The following is a 13,078-nucleotide window of genomic DNA, read 5'->3' as shown; positions in this document are numbered from 1 at the left end:
GTGTATTTGTTGCTAATTACAACAGCTATTATTATACGAGATAATTAACAATAATGCAAGCCATTAAGCCCAAATTTTTTCATTAATATGATGGGCTATTAAAAATTTCTCTTTGTTTTTTCTTGTCAATTGCTTGAAATTTGCTTCGGCTCGTAGCGCGTCACTTTTCGTATCAAACTGTGCATCATAAATTAATTGTAGCGGGTGCCTTGATTTGACACGTGTAAACTTTGCCCCTTTACGTGATTGATGTGTTTTAAATCGACGTTGCACATCATCAGTAAAACCAGCATAAAAATAACCATCAGCCGTATATAAAACATAAAAGTAGTAAGGTTTTATCATGACCATGCTTGCCCATATAAAATATTTTGTACCTGTTTTGTATAGTCATTTGTTTGTTTATACGCTACAATCGGTGGCATAATGCGAACGCCACCTGAACGGCCGGCTTTTATTGCTTCAATAAGTACCATATTCGCTTCTCGATCAGCCTTACCATAGACAAATTGTATACGTTTAATCATCAGTTTTCGTGCTGAAAAAGCTGAAAATATATCAGCCAATCGTTCGGGACGATGGACCATATAAAATTTGCCATTATTTTTAAGCAATTTATTGGCAACTTGTGCCAATCCTGGCAAATCTATTGTCAATTCGTGACGTGCTAATTCATAGTGTTCATCTTGATTTGTTTTTGTTGCATCATTTAACGGAAAGTAAGGCGGGTTGGACAAAACCGTTTCTACTGAACCTGGTTGAATATCATCAAATATTGTTTTCATATCTGATTGCAAAATACTAACACGGTCCTGTAATTCATTCATCGCGATGCTTCGTTCTGCCATTTCAGCTAATTCCGGTTGAATTTCCACTAACTTAATAAGTCCAGCAACTTTTGGTGCATAAAATAAACCAACAGCCCCTGTTCCAGCACCTAAATCTACCGTCAATCCACGCCCTTTACCTTTAACGTCAGCAAAATGTGCCAATAAAATGGCATCTAGTGAGTATGAAAACATATCTGGATTTTGAATAATATGAATATTTTGTGAAGGTAAACCATCAATACGTTCACCTGGATTAAGAATTGGTTCAATCATTGTTTTTTTCTCGCTTTATCGTGTAAAATAGTTAAAGTAGTTTATGAGGTGACTAATAATGAAATTTTATGATTTTTTACGTGGCGTAGCTGTTGGCTTGATGTGGACAGTAAATGGTCGAATCAAGTATATGAATCGTCAGCGTATACCCGCTGACGACAACTATGTTCTAGTCGGCCCACATCGTACGTGGTGGGATCCTGTTTGGTATGCAATTGCTGCCTATCCAAAACATTTTATCTTTATGGCTAAAATTGAACTTTTTAAATTTCCACCACTTGCATGGCTCATTAAATCTGCTGGCGCATTCCCTGTTGATAGAGACAATGTTGGCCCAAGTGTTATCAAAATACCGGTTAATGAATTAAAGCATGGCAATCGTTCACTTATCATGTTTCCTTCTGGGTCCAGACATAACGATGAATTGAAATCTGGTTCTTTGCTGATCGCAAAGATGTCAGGAAAAGCGATTGTTCCGGCTGTCTATCAAGGGCCAGTGTCCTTTGGACAGCTGTTTAGAAGAAACAATACTACCATTAATTTCGGCGACCCTATTATGATAGACCGTAAAGACAGATTGAATAAAGAGAACATTGCTAAATATACAAAGATGATTCAAGATGCTTTCGATCAACTAGATAAAGAGGTAGACCCTACTTTTGTTTATGTTGACCCTAAACGTGAAAAAAAATAAGCCATTAAGGCTTATTTTTTTTGCGCTTGTTCGCTTTGTTGCTTCATCTGAGCCATCATTTGATTTAATTTCTTTTGTGATGGTTTTTGACCCATTGACATCATCATTGACTTCATCATTTCTTCTGAAATTGGTGGGTTTTTTGCTAAGTAACTTTTCATTGAGTTACGTGCTAAGAAGAATCCAGCCGCCAATCCGATAATTAAAGTCAAAACTGCAATCAATATGACGATTCCGATATTTACAGTCATAGTCTTCCCCTTAATAAATTTCTAAGGTTAATTATAGCATAAAGTAAAAAATAATGAGTCATAATTTCTCAAAATACTAAACCACGACTTTCACCATCATTATCCACAGATTTTTTCTGAAATTAGACGTGCTTTTAAAGAAATAATAAATGTTTTTAGTAGATAACTTATTAAACTCTAAAAAAACGAACAAATGTTTGATTTATCTTTAGCTTTTCGTTATAATTAATACATATTAAATCGAGTAGTATTAAGGAATGCAAGCCAAAAATGACAATTCAAATTCAAGAAAGTAAACAACTACAGGTATTAAGATTTATCCATGAAGCCCAAATAACAAATGGCTATCCACCTACAGTACGTGAAGTTGGTGAAGCGGTTGGTTTGTCTTCTTCTTCAACAATTCATGGTCATATCGAGCGACTAGTTAAAAAAGGCTACCTTTTAAAAGACGCATCAAAGCCTCGTGCTCGTGCCATTGAAGTCACTGATGCTGGTTTAGAAGCATTGGGAGTGTCCATTACGCCAGGTCGTATTCCTGTACTAGGACTTGTTACTGCTGGTACGCCTATCTTAGCCGTTGAAGAAGAAGCCACTGAGTTCTTCCCAATTCCTGACAATTTGATGCAATTTGATGGGGACATGTTTATGCTAAATGTTCGTGGCAATTCTATGGTCAATATTGGCATCTTAGATGGTGATAAAGTTATTGTTCGCAAACAGGATAATGCTGATAATGGTGACGTTGTAGTCGCTATGAATGATGATAACGAAGCAACGGTTAAACGTTTTTTCCGTGAAGCAGACCATTTCCGTTTACAACCTGAAAACGATTCAATGGCACCAATTATTCTTAAAAGTGTCTCTATTTTAGGTAAAGTTATCGGCCTCTATCGTGACGCTATCTATTAAAAACAAAAAAATCTCTAGGAATATTTTCCTAGAGATTTTTTAATTACCACTTGTTAGGATTTTTTTGCCAATTTTGTAATGTTGACAGTTGCGACATATTTAACTCACCACGTTCAATAGCTGCGTCTACCAGTTGAGAATAGGTTGTTAGTGATTTGAAAGTCAAATTTGCATTGGTAAAATTAGTCAAACCTTCAGATAACTCATACGAAAAAATTGACACCACACCCAAAACATTGGCACCCTCTTTACGTATCGCCTCAACAGCACCCAGTACTGATCCTCCCGTTGAAATCAAATCATCAATTAATACAACTTTTTTACCTGCAACAACGGCGCCTTCTGTTTGACGACCTGCACCATGATCTTTTGGTTTAGAACGTACATAAATCATAGGTTTATGCAGTTCTTCAGAAACCCATGCAGCATGTGGAATGCCCGCTGTTGCGACACCACCAATGATTTCAACATCACCATATGATTCTTGAATTAATGCTACTAAACCTTTATAAATATTTTGACGAACTTTTGGGTAACCAATAGTCATACGATTGTCCGTATAAATGGGACTTTTAATACCTGATGCCCATGTAAACGGTTTTTCTGGCGAAAATTTTACTGCACCAATCGTCAGTAAATCATTTGCCACTTGTTCTGCATAAGTTAACATTTAATTGCTCCATTCTGATAATACACGTTGATAGGCCGCCACAGGATTATTGGATTTAGTAATTGAACGGCCGACAACTAATCCGGTGGCACCAAATTCACGCGCTTTTGAAGGTGTTGTAATACGTGCTTGATCATCAGTTGAATCGCCAGTCAATCGAATACCTGGTGTTACACGTAGAAATGAATCAGCTGTTTTTTGTTGAATAAAGCTTGCTTCCGATGGGGCACTAATTGTCCCATCAATCCCTGATTGGTAGGCTAATTCAGCTAAATGAATGACATTTTCTGTCATGCTTGATGACGTTAGTTGTGTTGCTTGCATATCAGTTTCCGAAAACGAAGTTAACTGCGTGACTGCTAGCAACTTCATCTCCTGACCCTTATTGGCTACAGCTTGTCGTAACATTTTTTTACCACCAGCAGCATGCACTGTCAGGTATTGAACATTTAATTTGGCGATGCTTGCAACCGCATGACCAACTGTTGTTGGAATGTCATAGAGTTTCAAATCTAAGAAAATTATGAATCCTTGACGATGTAGTTCGCGGACAAATTCTGGTCCTTCCGCAAAAAATAATTCCATGCCAATTTTTATTGCTGGTTTATCAGCCATTTTACGAAAATTATCAAGGAAAAGTCGTGTGGTTTTCGCATCAGGAAAATCTAATGCTATAAATACTGGTCGCTCCATAGGAAGTGTTTGTCCCTTCTAAACAAATTAATACATAGTCAATTTCTAAATGTATTGGTCACATCTTGAACATCGGTAAATTTATATTTATCTAATACTGCTGGCAGTGAGTCAATAATTTCTATCATTGCCTCAGGTTTATGAGTTAACGCACCACCAACTTGTACAGCACTGGCTCCCGCCATCATCAATTCCAACGCATCGGCCACGCTAGTAATACCACCAACACCAATTATCGGAATATTAACTGTCTGAGCAGCTTCATAAACAAAACGTACAGCAATAGGATGAATTGCTGTACCAGACATACCACCCATCCCCCGTGCTAAATGTGCTTGCCGTTTTTCTAAATCAAGGCTCATACCCATCACTGTATTAATCAGGACAATGCCATCCGCACCCGCAACTTCAAGTGCTTTTACAATCGGTTTAATATCTGCTACATTGGGCGATAATTTAGCATAAAGCGGTAAATGAGTGACCTCTCGCAAGGCTTCAATGACTTCAGCCGCTGCTTGCGCGTCAACACCAAAAGCCATACCTCCACGGTCAACATTAGGACACGATAAATTAATTTCAATCGCAGTTACAAAACCTGTCTGTGTTAACAACCTTGCTAATGCCACATATTCTTGTACTGTTTCGCCAGCAATTGAAACCATTACTGGCAGGTCATCACCATATTTTTTGTGAATAGCCGGTAACATATCTGTTATGACTTTTTCGATACCTGGATTTGCTAAACCAACAGAGTTCAAAATACCACTTGGTGTTTCAATGATCCAAGGTTGTGGGTTCCCAGCACGTGGTGTCATTGTAACCGTTTTAGTGACCAATGCACCTGTTTTTTCAATACCAAATCCTTTATCTTCTAGGCCAAAATATACAGATCCTGACGAATTCATAACAGGATTTTTCATATTTAATCCTGGTAATTTAACCGCTAAGCGATGCTTTGCTATCATTTTTTCTCCTAATTTGTCTCGCTGGACAATTTTATTAGTCATTTTATAAATTAACCACTACTTCATTTCGTTGACTGTGAAGCTACGACTCTCTAAAACATCTAAGAAAGCGTTAACAGTGTCTAGTGCTGTAAACAGTGGCACAGCATTTTCGATTGCTGCATTACGAATAAGGCGACCATCAGATTCTGCCCGATCATCAGCTTGAGTTGTATTAATGACAACTTGTAACTTTTGTGATTTCAGTGCTTCTACTGAATTATTGCTAGATTCTGAAATTTTATCTAAAATTTCAATCGGCATATCATTAGAATTAAGATAAGCGCCAGTACCTGATGTTGCAAACAAGGCAAATCCTAAATTGTTGAACCGTTTAGCCAAAATTAACGCTTCTTCTTTATCATCGTCAGCGACCGTAAAGAGCACGTTACCATATTGTGGTACTTTAATATTTGATGCCACAAAAGCTTTATAAAGCGCTTTTGGCAAAGTCGTATCAGAGCCCATCACTTCACCAGTAGATTTCATTTCGGGACCGAGTAAGGAATCAACATCTGGTAACTTGGTAAATGAGAAAATAGGTGCTTTAACATGAACCATATCATCTGCTGGTACTAGTCCAGTTTCAAATCCCATATCTGCTAATTTCTCACCCAACATGACACGTGTTGCCAATTGTGCTAACGGTAAATGAGTCACTTTGGAAATAAACGGTACAGTTCTCGATGCTCGTGGATTGACTTCAATCACATAGGCAGTATTTTCGTGAATAACAAACTGCACATTCATTAAACCAATTGTATGCATGGCTTGTGCTAAGTTAATAGCTGCCTGTGTCATTTCGTCTTGTACTTTTTGTGATAAGTATTGAGGTGGATAGACAGACATAGAATCCCCAGAATGTACACCCGCACGTTCAATATGCTCCATTATACCGGGAATAACAGCTGTTTGACCATCTGATAACACATCAACTTCAGCTTCTTGACCAACTAAATATGAATCAATCAACACAGGATGATCATTTGATACCTTAACTGCGCGTTGCATATAATTTTTTAATTCTGCGTCTGAAGTCACAATTTCCATTGCACGTCCACCAAGTACATACGATGGCCGAATCAAAACTGGATAACCTATTTCTTGTGCCGCTGCTAATGCACCGGGCACTGTTGTGGCTGTTTGACCTAAAGGTTGTGGTAACTTTAATTTTTTTATAACTTGATCAAAAGCTTCACGGTCTTCAGCGCGATTCAAATCTTCAACTGTTGTGCCTAAAATATGCACGCCATTTTCTGTCAATGGTTGTGCTAAATTAATGGCTGTTTGACCACCGAATTGTACAACAATACCAATAGGTTGTTCTAAATCAACCACATTTAAGACATCTTCTAATGTCAATGGCTCAAAATACAACTTATCAGAAATAGAAAAATCAGTCGACACAGTTTCAGGATTAGAATTCATAATAATAGCTTCGTAACCCGCACGTTGAATAGCTTTTACCGCGTGAACAGTAGCATAATCAAACTCTACACCCTGTCCAATGCGTATTGGCCCTGAACCCAGTACAATCACAGATTTTTTATGCGTTTTGATAGATTCATTTTCACGCTCATATGTTGCATAATAGTAAGGTGTTTGCGACTCAAACTCAGCTGCGACAGTATCAACCATCTTATAAACAGGTAAAATACTGGCTTGTTTTCTTAATTGGCGCACATCAGCTGTTGTTTTATGCCAGATATTAGCTATCGTTGCATCCGCAAAGCCATTTTTCTTAGCATACGTGAGTTGATCTAGATTCCCAATATTGTGTGCTAAATCACGTTCAATTTCAATAATATGCAGTACTTTGTCCAAAAAGAATTCATCAATCAAAGTTTTGTTGTGAATAGTTTCAATTGTCACGCCACGACGTAGCAAGTCTGCAATCATAAACAACCGGTCATCACGAGCAGGCATTAATGCCTGCAATAATTCATCATCAGACAATGCATCAAATGTGATGTCATTTAACCCTGTTGCCCCAATTTCTAATGAACGTACAGCCTTCAATAGAGCTTCTTCCATGTTGCGTCCGATTGCCATGACCTCTCCGGTGGCTTTCATTTGCGTTCCTAAACTACGATCAGCTGATGCAAATTTATCAAATGGCCAACGCGGAATTTTAAATACCACATAGTCTAATGCCGGTTCAAATTCCGCCTTGGTTGTACCAGTAACAGGATTAATAATTTCATCTAAATTCAACCCAACGGCAATTTTGGCTGCCATTTTAGCAATAGGATATCCTGTTGCTTTTGATGCTAACGCAGACGAACGCGATACACGAGGATTGACTTCAATAATATAATACTTATATGAATCTGGATCAAGTGCCATTTGAATATTGACACCACCTTCAATTTTTAACGCTCGAATAATTTTTAACGCAGCATCACGCATCATTTGAACTTCACGATCTGACAATGTTTGTACCGGTGCCGTCACAATTGAATCACCGGTGTGTATACCAACAGGATCAAAATTTTCCATTGAAGCAACAATCAAAGCATTATCATGTGCATCACGCATCACTTCAAATTCAATTTCTTTATAGCCTGCAATTGATCGTTCAATTAATACCTGCGTGACCGGTGATAATTCTAAACCATTTGACGCAATTTCGATTAGTTCCGCATGCGTTTCAGCGATACCACCACCTGTACCACCCAACGTGTAAGCTGGACGTACAATCACAGGATAGCTGTGCGTATCGGCAAACTCTAACGCTTCATCTAGCGTTGTCGCAATCGTTGATTCAGGAGTAGGTTCATCCAAACGTTCCATGAGCGCTTTAAATTCTTCGCGATCCTCAGCTTCTTCGATGGCAGATAATTTTGTGCCTAACAATTCAATATTTAAATCATCCAATATACCAGCTTCAGACAAGTCTTTAGCCATGTTTAATCCTGTTTGTCCACCTAATGTTGGTAAAATGGCATCAGGCCGTTCTTTACGCAAAATACGTTCAATAAAATCAATTGATAGTGGTTCAATATACACTTTATCTGCTATTTCTGCGTCCGTCATAATCGTTGCCGGATTAGAGTTAACTAAAATGACGTAATAACCTTCTTCTTTTAAGCTTAGTGCAGCTTGCGTGCCAGAATAATCAAATTCTGCTGCTTGCCCAATAATAATCGGGCCAGAGCCAATTACCAATATTTTTTTGATGTCAGTACGTTTAGGCATTTTGTAGTTTCTCCTTCTTTGCATCTGTTATCATGTTTAAGAAATCATCAAATAAATATTCGGCATCATGTGGACCTGGTGCTGCGTCAGGATGAAATTGAACAGAGAAAGCGTGATGATTTTTTAACCTAATACCCTCAACTGTGTGATCATTAATTTCCTCATGTGTCACAACAAGATCAGTTTTTGATAGGCTATCTCGATTAACTGCATAGCCATGATTTTGAGAAGTAAAATCTAGCCGCTCTTTTGACAAGTTACGAACTGCGTGATTGAAACCCCGATGTCCAAATTTTAATTTGTATGTTTCAGCCCCATTAGCTATGGCAAACAATTGATGGCCTAAGCAAATACCCATCAATGGTAACTGTTCTTGCAATGTTTGTATTGTGGGAATAGCATAAGCAACATCCTGTGGATTACCTGGACCATTTGATAACAATATGCCATCAGGATTAGCAGCTAAAATAGTCTCTGCGTCAACATTTGCTGGGAACACCATAACGTTGACACCTCTTTTGGCTAAAGAACGTAAAATTGAATTTTTCAATCCAAAATCAATCAAGGCAATCGATACCCCATCTGTTGGATTTTGATATTGTGTCTTTGTTGTCGCATCAGCAACCATCGTTTTTGAAGGCATAAAGTTTTTAATCTCAGCGAAAATATCATCGGTTACTTCATTAACTAAAGCAGCTTTCATCACACCGTTATCACGTAACTCACGTGTCAGTGCCCGTGTATCAACACCAGTGATGCCAGGCATATTTGTCCGTTCTGCCCATTCTTCCAAGCTCATCATTTGACGCCAATTGCTTGGTCGGCGTGCAATTTCATGCACTACGATTGCTGAAGCTGCTGGTCGTAAACTTTCAAAATCATCACGATTAATACCATAATTTCCAATTAAAGGATAGGTGAATACAATCATTTCACCACGATATGACAAATCAGTTATCGATTCTTGGTAACCTGACATGCCAGTATTAAAAACCAATTCTGCCATCACATCAACATCAGATCCGAAAGATTCTCCTTCGTATACCGAGCCATTTTCAAGTACTATATAGCGTTTTTTCATCTCTTATTATCCTCGTTATTGTGTTTTCATCGCTCAAAATGATTGATAAACTAATTTACCATCAACCCAAGTTGCCCGTGTTTTACCGTAAACTTGCCACCCAATAAATGGTGTATTCTTGCCTTTTGATTCAAAATCAGCTACTGAAATAGTTTCCTGATGATCTAAATCAAATAAAGCTAAATCAGCTGTTGCACCAACTGCAACACCAGTTGGTGCATCAAGTTTAAAAGTAGTTATTGGTGCACTTATCATACGTTGCAAAAGTGTCTCTAGCGTCATAACGCCTGATCTCACTAAGTGTGTGTACAATAATTGAAAGCTTGTTTCAATACCTGTAATTCCAAATGGTGCTTCTCGAAATGCCTTATTTTTTTCTGCCGTACCATGTGGTGCATGATCTGTTGCAATCATATCAATTGTGCCATCCAACAACCCAGCTAATACAGCTTGTCGATCTGCCTGTGAACGTAAAGGTGGATTCATTTTAAATAGCGCATTATCACCTTTTATGTCTGTATCAGATAGCAAAACATGATGTGGTGAAACTTCAGCCGTAACATTTACACCCTGCAACTTTGCAATTCGTACTAACGTAACTGACTCTTTTGTCGAAATGTGCGCAACATGATAGTGAACACCTGTCGCTTTGGCTAACACTAAATCACGTGCCAATTGTGAGCTTTCCGCTAACCCAGTAATTCCAGGGATTTTTAATTTTTTCGATTGCTCCCCATCGTTCATAACACCACCATGCAACAAAGAGTCATCCTCTAAATGTGCTGCCAATGGCTTATCAACTTGTGCGGCTGCCAGCATCGCTTGTAACATCGTATCAGCGGTTTGTACACCTTTGCCATCGTTACTAAATGCAACAGCACCAGCGGCTGCCATTTCTGCGATATTTGATACTTTAGATGCCGTCAAATCAGCTGAAATAGCGCCATATTGCTTAACATGAACCATACCATTGGTTTCATTTAATTTAATTTGTGCAGCGATACGCTCTGCCGTATCTGGTACAGGGTTGAGGTTTGGCATCGCAATAACTGTTGTAAAACCACCACGTGCAGCAGCTTGAGAACCAGTCGCAATCGTTTCTTTATAATCAAAACCAGGCTCGCGAAAATGAACATGTACATCAACTAGTCCACTTGATAAAAATGCACCTTTAGCATCAATCGTATCGAACTCTGAATGGTTGTGTTCTGATACCTCAACAATTTTTTTACCATCAATCAACACGTCTCGCGTAACTAAATGATTGTTTTCTAAAATTTTAGCATTTTTAATGAGTTGCATGATTCGTCTCCATTGTATATTCTAATATTGCCATCCTTGCGAAAACGCCATTAGTCATTTGTTCGAAAATACGTGATTTTGGCGCTTCAACAAATTCATCGGCAATTTCTACGTCACGATTGACTGGTGCGGGATGCATAATAATTGCCTGCGCTTTTAGCTTTTCATATCGTAGTTTATTGAGTCCAAATTGCTCATGGTATTGTTTGGTTAAAAAAGTTTGATTTTCAGTCTGTGTGATGCGCTCATGTTGCACACGAAGAAACATCACAACATCAAGTTGTTCCCAATTTTGATCAATAGCTACAAACGCACCAAATTGACTAAAATCGTTTGGTCGCCAATTTTCCGGTCCGGAAAATGTCATATTAGCACCTAATTTTTTCAAAATTTCTGCATTCGAACGCGCCACACGAGAATGCATGAGATCACCTACAATTCTAATGTTTAACCCGTTAAAATGACCAAATTGCTCATAAATCGTCACCAAATCTAGCAAACTTTGAGAAGGATGCTGTCCACTGCCATCACCAGCATTTACCAGCTGTGGTATAGCGTGCCCACCTGCACTTAAAACATTCTCATACCAACTCGTGACACTATGTCTAATAACAGCGACATCAACACCAATTGCTTTTAATGTTTTCAACGTGTCAACCAAACTTTCGCCTTTTGACATTGAACTACTTTGGGGATCAATTCTAATTTGTTGAAAACCTAATTTGTTCTCTGCCATCTGAAAACTACTATGCGTACGTGTTGAATTTTCAAAAAACAAATTGCTAACCGTCAAATTTGTCTGACTGGGCTGCGCACCTAACTTAAATGCTAATGCCCGTTGAATTAATTTTAGCACATCAGATTCATTTACTGAATTTATATTCAAAAAATGTCGCATAATACTCCTTTTTATACAAAAAACCGCATAAGTCTTTCGACTTACGCGGTTCTAGAAAATTACAGTCAAAGTATAGACTCTGACCCTAGTATCTAAAAGCCTTGCAAGTCTCTCTGGACTTAATTAAAGGTTTTATCGTTTCCCATATATTATCATTTTTTTTACAACTATGCAAACTCAGTTTGCAAAGAACAATTTATTTTGACCATTAACATTTTGCTTAGCGGTTTTATTTGAATTCCAAAAAGGTACATATACCTTTCCTCTAATATGCTGCTTATCTATAAAGCCAAAATAACGACCGTCATTGGACACTGACCGATGATCCCCCATAGCAAAATATTCACCTGCTGGCACTTTACTATGATTACGATCTTTCTCTTGCCATTGATCAGTAGCGGATAACGTTTTCAATGACCATGTGTCGCCAAATGACATTTCAGTTCCTTGTGTTCGCTCATTGATACCAATATAATTTTGATTAACTAGTTTGTTATTCACATATAAATTAGAGTTTTTGTATGAAACTGTATCTCCTGGTAAACCAATAATTCGTTTGACATAATCTTTTTCACCAGATCTGATTCTTGGATCTTCTTGACGCGCATCAAATACGACAACATCACCACGTTTATATTTAGAAACTTTGCTTAACAAAACGAGTTCATTATTTTGCAAGTTAGGCGTCATTGATGGCCCATTAACTTTTACAAATTCGAATACAAAAACTCGAATTAAAGAAACCGCAACAACGGCTACTAAGACTGGCACAATCCATTCTTTTAGAAACTGAACAAATTTATTTTGCATAGTATTTCTCTCTTCTTATGTACAAGAGCAATCAATTTGATTGCTCTTACTCTTACTTTCGTAACTGTGCATATGCATCAGCAACAGGTTTTGTGATAATGTCATTTAGTTCCGTGAGTAACTTATTTAATGCTTGTTCAGCTGTCAAAAGTGCTGTAATTAATTCATTTTTCTGAACCTCAGCTGCGATGATATCCCATTCTTTTTCTTGTTCTGAGCTCGGTTGTTGCTGAACTTGCATCATTTGCTGCACAGCAGTTTGTACTTCTTGGAACTTGCCAAACAAATTCTTAGCTTCTTCATTATTTTGAATGTCATCAAAAGCTTTCTGCCATGCTGTATATTCTTGTGTTTGCTTAAGTACATTTGCCATTTCATTGGCGTTATCATAAATATTAACTGTCATTTTTCTTTTCCTTTTTGTTTTAAATAAGTTGTCTACAATGTTATTAATAGATTAAT

The 13,078-nt window shown here is 37.8% G+C and carries 14 protein-coding genes; 2 read left to right on the top strand and 12 right to left on the bottom strand.

Annotated elements, in window-relative coordinates:
* Positions 1-63: 63 nt before the first annotated feature.
* Entirely contained in the window at positions 64-345 is a 282-nt protein-coding gene (locus tag K5Q14_RS01430) for a GIY-YIG nuclease family protein (protein ID WP_220734148.1), read from the bottom strand.
* Positions 342-1,103, bottom strand: a complete 762-nt coding sequence (locus K5Q14_RS01425; RefSeq protein WP_220734046.1) for a tRNA1(Val) (adenine(37)-N6)-methyltransferase — start codon at positions 1,101-1,103, stop codon at positions 342-344. Before K5Q14_RS01425 ends, K5Q14_RS01430 begins: the two co-directional genes overlap by 4 nt.
* A 58-nt stretch (positions 1,104-1,161) precedes the next feature.
* Between K5Q14_RS01425 and K5Q14_RS01420 the strand changes: the two genes are divergently transcribed.
* Entirely contained in the window at positions 1,162-1,797 is a 636-nt protein-coding gene (locus tag K5Q14_RS01420; protein WP_220734045.1) for a lysophospholipid acyltransferase family protein, read from the top strand.
* A gap of 11 nt (positions 1,798-1,808) precedes the next feature.
* Here the strand turns inward: K5Q14_RS01420 and K5Q14_RS01415 are convergent, their stop codons facing one another.
* Complete coding sequence (locus K5Q14_RS01415) at positions 1,809-2,048, bottom strand: YneF family protein (protein ID WP_220734044.1); 240 nt, start codon at positions 2,046-2,048, stop codon at positions 1,809-1,811.
* Between the two features lie 270 nt (positions 2,049-2,318).
* Here K5Q14_RS01415 and lexA point away from each other — a divergent pair, with 270 nt between their 5' ends.
* On the top strand, positions 2,319-2,960 hold the full coding sequence (gene lexA, locus K5Q14_RS01410) for a transcriptional repressor LexA (RefSeq protein ID WP_220734043.1): 642 nt from the start codon (positions 2,319-2,321) through the stop codon (positions 2,958-2,960).
* A 43-nt stretch (positions 2,961-3,003) separates the two neighbouring features.
* Here lexA and pyrE read toward each other — a convergent pair whose 3' ends face one another.
* The 9 genes from pyrE to K5Q14_RS01365 form a co-directional block, all read right to left on the bottom strand.
* On the bottom strand, positions 3,004-3,630 hold the full coding sequence (gene pyrE / locus K5Q14_RS01405) for an orotate phosphoribosyltransferase (protein ID WP_220734042.1): 627 nt from the start codon (positions 3,628-3,630) through the stop codon (positions 3,004-3,006).
* Positions 3,631-4,323, bottom strand: coding sequence for an orotidine-5'-phosphate decarboxylase (pyrF, locus tag K5Q14_RS01400; RefSeq protein ID WP_220734041.1), 693 nt, complete (start codon positions 4,321-4,323; stop codon positions 3,631-3,633).
* A 38-nt stretch (positions 4,324-4,361) separates the two neighbouring features.
* Complete coding sequence (locus K5Q14_RS01395) at positions 4,362-5,288, bottom strand: dihydroorotate dehydrogenase (protein WP_220734040.1); 927 nt, start codon at positions 5,286-5,288, stop codon at positions 4,362-4,364.
* Between the two features lie 57 nt (positions 5,289-5,345).
* Positions 5,346-8,525, bottom strand: a complete 3,180-nt coding sequence (carB, locus tag K5Q14_RS01390; RefSeq protein WP_220734039.1) for a carbamoyl-phosphate synthase large subunit — start codon at positions 8,523-8,525, stop codon at positions 5,346-5,348.
* Positions 8,518-9,606 (bottom strand): carbamoyl phosphate synthase small subunit, encoded by a 1,089-nt coding sequence (locus tag K5Q14_RS01385; RefSeq protein WP_220734038.1) that lies wholly within the window; start codon positions 9,604-9,606, stop codon positions 8,518-8,520. Before K5Q14_RS01385 ends, carB begins: the two co-directional genes overlap by 8 nt.
* Positions 9,607-9,639: 33 nt before the next feature.
* On the bottom strand, positions 9,640-10,908 hold the full coding sequence (pyrC, locus tag K5Q14_RS01380; RefSeq protein ID WP_220734037.1) for a dihydroorotase: 1,269 nt from the start codon (positions 10,906-10,908) through the stop codon (positions 9,640-9,642).
* A complete protein-coding gene (locus K5Q14_RS01375) occupies positions 10,895-11,806 on the bottom strand; it encodes an aspartate carbamoyltransferase catalytic subunit (protein WP_220734036.1) in 912 nt (303 codons plus the stop codon). Before K5Q14_RS01375 ends, pyrC begins: the two co-directional genes overlap by 14 nt.
* Before the next feature lie 177 nt (positions 11,807-11,983).
* Positions 11,984-12,616, bottom strand: coding sequence for a signal peptidase I (gene lepB / locus K5Q14_RS01370; protein WP_220734035.1), 633 nt, complete (start codon positions 12,614-12,616; stop codon positions 11,984-11,986).
* A gap of 52 nt (positions 12,617-12,668) precedes the next feature.
* Positions 12,669-13,022 carry a YlbF family regulator gene (locus K5Q14_RS01365; protein ID WP_220734034.1) on the bottom strand — a complete coding sequence of 118 codons (354 nt, stop codon included), beginning with the start codon at positions 13,020-13,022 and terminating at the stop codon, positions 12,669-12,671.
* Between the last annotated feature and the right edge of the window lie 56 nt (positions 13,023-13,078).

The organism is Leuconostoc inhae (genome assembly GCF_019656015.1).
Taxonomy (GTDB): domain Bacteria; phylum Bacillota; class Bacilli; order Lactobacillales; family Lactobacillaceae; genus Leuconostoc; species Leuconostoc inhae_A.
The sequence above is the reverse complement of the archived record's forward strand: the minus strand, read 5'-3'. Positions and strand labels throughout refer to the sequence as shown.

Bases quoted from the DNA above. Each gene is read 5' to 3' on its own strand.
- K5Q14_RS01415 (WP_220734044.1), bottom strand. From the start codon at position 2,048: ATGACTGTAAATATCGGAATCGTCATATTGATTGCAGTTTTGACTTTA.
- K5Q14_RS01375 (WP_220734036.1), bottom strand. From the start codon at position 11,806: ATGCGACATTTTTTGAATATAAATTCAGTAAATGAATCTGATGTGCTA.
- lexA (WP_220734043.1), top strand. From the start codon at position 2,319: ATGACAATTCAAATTCAAGAAAGTAAACAACTACAGGTATTAAGATTT.
- pyrC (WP_220734037.1), bottom strand. From the start codon at position 10,908: ATGCAACTCATTAAAAATGCTAAAATTTTAGAAAACAATCATTTAGTT.
- pyrE (WP_220734042.1), bottom strand. From the start codon at position 3,630: ATGTTAACTTATGCAGAACAAGTGGCAAATGATTTACTGACGATTGGT.
- pyrF (WP_220734041.1), bottom strand. From the start codon at position 4,323: ATGGAGCGACCAGTATTTATAGCATTAGATTTTCCTGATGCGAAAACC.
- K5Q14_RS01420 (WP_220734045.1), top strand. From the start codon at position 1,162: ATGAAATTTTATGATTTTTTACGTGGCGTAGCTGTTGGCTTGATGTGG.
- K5Q14_RS01425 (WP_220734046.1), bottom strand. From the start codon at position 1,103: ATGATTGAACCAATTCTTAATCCAGGTGAACGTATTGATGGTTTACCT.
- K5Q14_RS01395 (WP_220734040.1), bottom strand. From the start codon at position 5,288: ATGATAGCAAAGCATCGCTTAGCGGTTAAATTACCAGGATTAAATATG.
- K5Q14_RS01385 (WP_220734038.1), bottom strand. From the start codon at position 9,606: ATGAAAAAACGCTATATAGTACTTGAAAATGGCTCGGTATACGAAGGA.
- K5Q14_RS01365 (WP_220734034.1), bottom strand. From the start codon at position 13,022: ATGACAGTTAATATTTATGATAACGCCAATGAAATGGCAAATGTACTT.
- carB (WP_220734039.1), bottom strand. From the start codon at position 8,525: ATGCCTAAACGTACTGACATCAAAAAAATATTGGTAATTGGCTCTGGC.
- K5Q14_RS01430 (WP_220734148.1), bottom strand. From the start codon at position 345: ATGATAAAACCTTACTACTTTTATGTTTTATATACGGCTGATGGTTAT.
- lepB (WP_220734035.1), bottom strand. From the start codon at position 12,616: ATGCAAAATAAATTTGTTCAGTTTCTAAAAGAATGGATTGTGCCAGTC.